The organism is Candidatus Frankia alpina (genome assembly GCF_902806485.1).
GTDB lineage: Bacteria > Actinomycetota > Actinomycetes > Frankiales > Frankiaceae > Frankia > Frankia alpina.
The window spans coordinates 1-4016 of the sequence record NZ_CADCWT010000342.1 but is presented as its reverse complement, the minus strand read 5'-3'; the positions used below and the strand labels follow the sequence as shown (position 1 = coordinate 4016).

4 protein-coding genes are annotated in these 4016 nt (G+C 69.4%); all 4 read right to left on the bottom strand.

Features of this window, described 5'->3' with window-relative positions; translation table 11 throughout:
- Nucleotides 1-74: 74 nt before the first annotated feature.
- Complete coding sequence (locus G6R25_RS22270) at nt 75-911, bottom strand: undecaprenyl-diphosphate phosphatase (RefSeq protein WP_163554453.1); 837 nt, start codon at nt 909-911, stop codon at nt 75-77.
- A 135-nt stretch (nt 912-1046) separates the two neighbouring features.
- A complete protein-coding gene (locus G6R25_RS22265; RefSeq protein WP_163554452.1) occupies nt 1047-1724 on the bottom strand; it encodes a DedA family protein in 678 nt (225 codons plus the stop codon).
- Between the two features lie 101 nt (nt 1725-1825).
- A complete protein-coding gene (locus tag G6R25_RS22260; protein ID WP_163554451.1) occupies nt 1826-2662 on the bottom strand; it encodes a COG4705 family protein in 837 nt (278 codons plus the stop codon).
- 232 nt (nt 2663-2894) lie between these two features.
- Nucleotides 2895-3722 carry a COG4705 family protein gene (locus tag G6R25_RS22255; RefSeq protein ID WP_163554450.1) on the bottom strand — a complete coding sequence of 276 codons (828 nt, stop codon included), beginning with the start codon at nt 3720-3722 and terminating at the stop codon, nt 2895-2897.
- Nucleotides 3723-4016 lie beyond the last annotated feature (294 nt).

The following is a 4016-nucleotide window of genomic DNA, read 5'->3' as shown; positions in this document are numbered from 1 at the left end:
GAAGCTCAACCCGGAAATCGGAGAACGCCGCGTGCAGAGCCTCGGTGGCGGTGCGCACGCCGTCCCGGTCGGGGTCAGGCGTCGATCGCCCCGCTGACGAGCAGCCCGGCGAGGACGCCGGCGAGGGCGATGCGGTAGAGGATGAAGGCGTTGAAGTTGTGCCGGGCGACGTACTTGAGCAGCCACGCGATGGAGGCGTACGCGACGACGAAGGAGACCACGGTGCCCACCGCGAGGGGCAGGGCCGAGACACCGCCGCCGACGGCGTCCTTCAGCTCGTACAGTCCGGCACCGGTCAGCGCCGGGATGGACAGGAAGAACGACAACCGGGTGGCGCCGACCCGGTCGAGATCGCGCAGGAGCCCGGTGGAGATCGTCGCGCCGGATCGCGAGAAGCCCGGAAAGAGCAGAGCGAGGATCTGCGACGTCCCGACGATCATGGCGTCGGGCAGGGAGATATCGTCCTCGCCGCGTTTGTGCCGGCCGTGCTGGTCGGCGTACCACATCAGCGCACTGCCGGCGAGCAGGGACGCGGCGACGACCCACAGCGAGGCGAGAGGTCCGTCGATAAGCGGTTTGGCGGCCAGTCCGACGAGGACGACGGGGATCGTCGCGTAGATGACCCACCAGGTGAAGGTGTAGTCGTGGTTCTGGCGCGCAGCCGGATTGACCAGGCCGCGGCCCCAGGCGGTGACGAAGCGGCGGATGTCGGCGAAGAAGTAGACGAGGACCGCCGCGATCGCGCCGACCTGGATGACGGCGGTGAAGCCGACGACGGCCTTGTCGTCCACCTTGATGTCCATCAGCCCCTCGGTGATCTTGAGGTGGCCGGTGGAGGAGACCGGGAGGAACTCGGTCAGTCCCTCGACGATGCCGAGGACGACGGCCTGCCCGACGCTGATCGCACTCACGTGATGGATGTCCTTGGTGGTCCGGGTGCGGCGGCACGCCCGCACGGTGAAGGCCGGACGGGGCGGCATGCTTCCCGACCTGGCCGCGTCGCTCGCTGCCGCGTGCGGGCCGAGCCTGACCGGCAGCATGTTAGATCACCGCTCGGGCGAAGACGATGCGGCCTCCCCCGGCGCCCGCCCGGTGCGCGCCCGGCGGTGGGCGAGGTATTCGCGCAGCACCGGTATGGCCGAGAGCAGCACGATCGCCAGGGAGACCGGGATCATGTAGTGCTCGATGGGGATGGTCCGCCCCAGCGCGTAGCCGAGCAGTGTCACCCCGGCGGCCCACAACAGACCACCGATCAGGTTGAAGGTCGTGAACACCCGCACCGGCATCCGCACGACGCCGGCCAGCGGATTCAGGAACGTCCGGACGACTGGTACGAACCGGGCGAGTACGACGGCCTTCCCGAATCCGTACCTGTCGAGGACGCCGCGGGCCTGCTCGACGTATTCCTGCCGGAAGAGCCGGGAGTTTGGCCGGTCGAACAGCCGCGGGCCGGCGCGGCGGCCGATGAGATATCCGGTCTGCGCGCCCGCGACCGCCGCGGCGCAGGCACCGAGCAGCACGGTGGGCAGGTGCAGATGGGGCCCGGCCGCCGCCGCGTCGCCCGCGCAGAAGGCGCCGGCGAGAAACAGCAGCGAATCGCCCGGCAGGAAGAATCCGACGAACAGCCCCGTCTCCGCGAAGATGACGACCATCAGGCCGAGCAGTCCGACGGAGGACACGATCGACGACGGATCGAGAATATTCAGCGCGACATCGCTGGACACGACAGGCCCCTCTCACCTGGGCGGCGATCCGCCGTCACCCACCTTGCCGGGACGACGATGTGAAGGCGGTGTGAGCGTCGCGTCCGGCCGGGCGGTTCGGGTCATCGCGCGGCAGTGCGGGTCTGCCGGCGGTATCCGTGGGAGACGAGCAGGACGAGGGCGCCGAGCAGGATTGTACTGGCGCCGGCGGTGCCGTAGGCGAGGCCGCCCTTGGCCGTCGGCTTGGTGAGCAGGTCTCCCAGAGTCGCGCCCAGCGGACGGGTCAGGACGAAGGCCGCCCAGAACAGCAGCGTGGTGGGGACGCGCCGGCTGTACCAGGCGACGGCGATGACCGCGAGCAGGGACCAGATCAGCGCCGCGCCGCCGGCGTAGCCGAGGCCCGAACTGTCGGACAGGAAGTCACCCAGCGAGGTTCCCAGCGTGTTCGACAGCAGAATGGCGGTCCAGTACAGCAGCTCGCCCCGGAAGGCGACGGGCCGGGTGATGTCGAAGGTGTGCCCGGAACGCCACCAGGCCGCGAACAGCAGCAGAAGCAGGCTGAATAGAATCGCCGCGCCGAGCGGGTAGCCGAAGCCGAGGGTTCGGTTCATGAAGTCCGACATGGTGGTGCCGGCCATGCTGGTCGCGAGGATGACCGTCCAGTAGAGCCCGGGATGCAGACGATCGGCGCGGACCTGCGCCGTCAGGCTGGCAAGGAACAGTGCGATGAAGATGATAGAGCTGGTCGCGTAGCCGACCTTCATGGTCTGGGCCACCAGATCGCCGCCGGTTTCGCCGAGGGTCGTCGCGATGATTTTCGTGCCCCAGAACAGGAGCGTGACCTGTGGGATCTTGCTGACCGCCGGCGCGGCGCGGGCGGTGGCGAGCGGCGCGGCTCCGGCGTCGGCTCCCGGCGCTGCGGCGCCGTTGCCTGGGGACCTCGGCGGAAGGCGAGTCATCCACCCGCACGGGCGAGATCGGCGCCGGTTCCCCAGGACCCATCGGGGCGCTCCCCTCGACGCCGGGATCCGGGGACCCGGGGAGATGCTTTGAGTAATCCTCCATGTTCCCAGAGTAGGAATCGTGGATGTGGAGAGCATGAAGCCGAACCGTCGCAGATACCGATACGTGCCTGCTCCGTCCGTCCAATGCCGCGTCCCGGCCGGCCGGCGCGGGCGGGACCGTGCTGTGCTACCGCAGCGCGCGGTCCTGCGGGGCGTCCCGTTGCGTGGGTTGCATGATGACCGCGGGCGGGAGCTCGCCGCGTTGGATGTCCCGGCGGGTGATCGCGACATAGCCGACGAGCGCCACGATCACGACGGTGGCGGCGGCGCTGACGACCCCGTCGCCGAGGCCGACCCCGCTGCGGTCGTGCGGCTTGCCGAGCCAGTCGGCGAACGAGGCGCCGAGCGGGCGGGTGACGATGTAGGCCAGCCAGAACGCGGCGACCTCGCCCAGCCCGAACCGCCACCGGGCGATCGCCGGCACGGCGATGAGCGCCGCGAACATCAGACCGGACGGCAGGAAGCCCAGGTGCAGCGTGCTCGCCGTCACGTCCCCGAGGGCGGTTCCGAGGGCGAAGGTCGCGAGCACGGTGGCCCAGTAGTACGTCTCCCGGCGGCGGGTGACGATGCTGTGGATCGACAGCGTGCCCTCGCTGCGGCGCCACCGGTAGAGCACGACGGCGAGGACCAGGGAGTAGAAGACCGCCGAGCCGAGGTGGCCGATCGGCGGCCCGTCCGCAGCCATCGTGCCGAAGACGGCGAGCATCATCACGGCGAACCAGTAGACGGGCGCCTGGTAACGCTGGGTCCGCAACTGCAGCCAGAGCGCGCCGGCGAAGCCGAACACCCCGATGGCCGCCGCGAGCACCAGGTTCACCCCGGCGAGAAAGTCCGCGGTGGCCTCCTCCATCCCGGTGGCGAGAACTTTGATGATCCAGAACAGGGCCGTGATCTCGGGGACCTTGGCGGCGACGGGCTCACGGCCACGGATCTGCCGGTGGGACTTCGACCGCATCGAGGGCTCTTTCCGGGAAGGGAACAGGGACACGGCTGGCCTGACGTCGGCGCGGTGCCCTTCGCCGCAGCGCCTGGTCTGCCGCGGCTGGAGCCCGACGAGGGAACCGCCTGCAGAACATCACGCTGCGCATGTGAGGAGCGTGTGTGGACGACAGCGGCATCATCCCGATCGTCTACCTTCAGCCGTTCCCCGGTACGTGCTGTCGTCGGCCGTGTCCTGCTCGCCGCGAGCCTCTACTAGGGCTTTGTTAGGTGTCGTTGAGTTGTGGTTTCAAGCGATCTGGTGACGGAT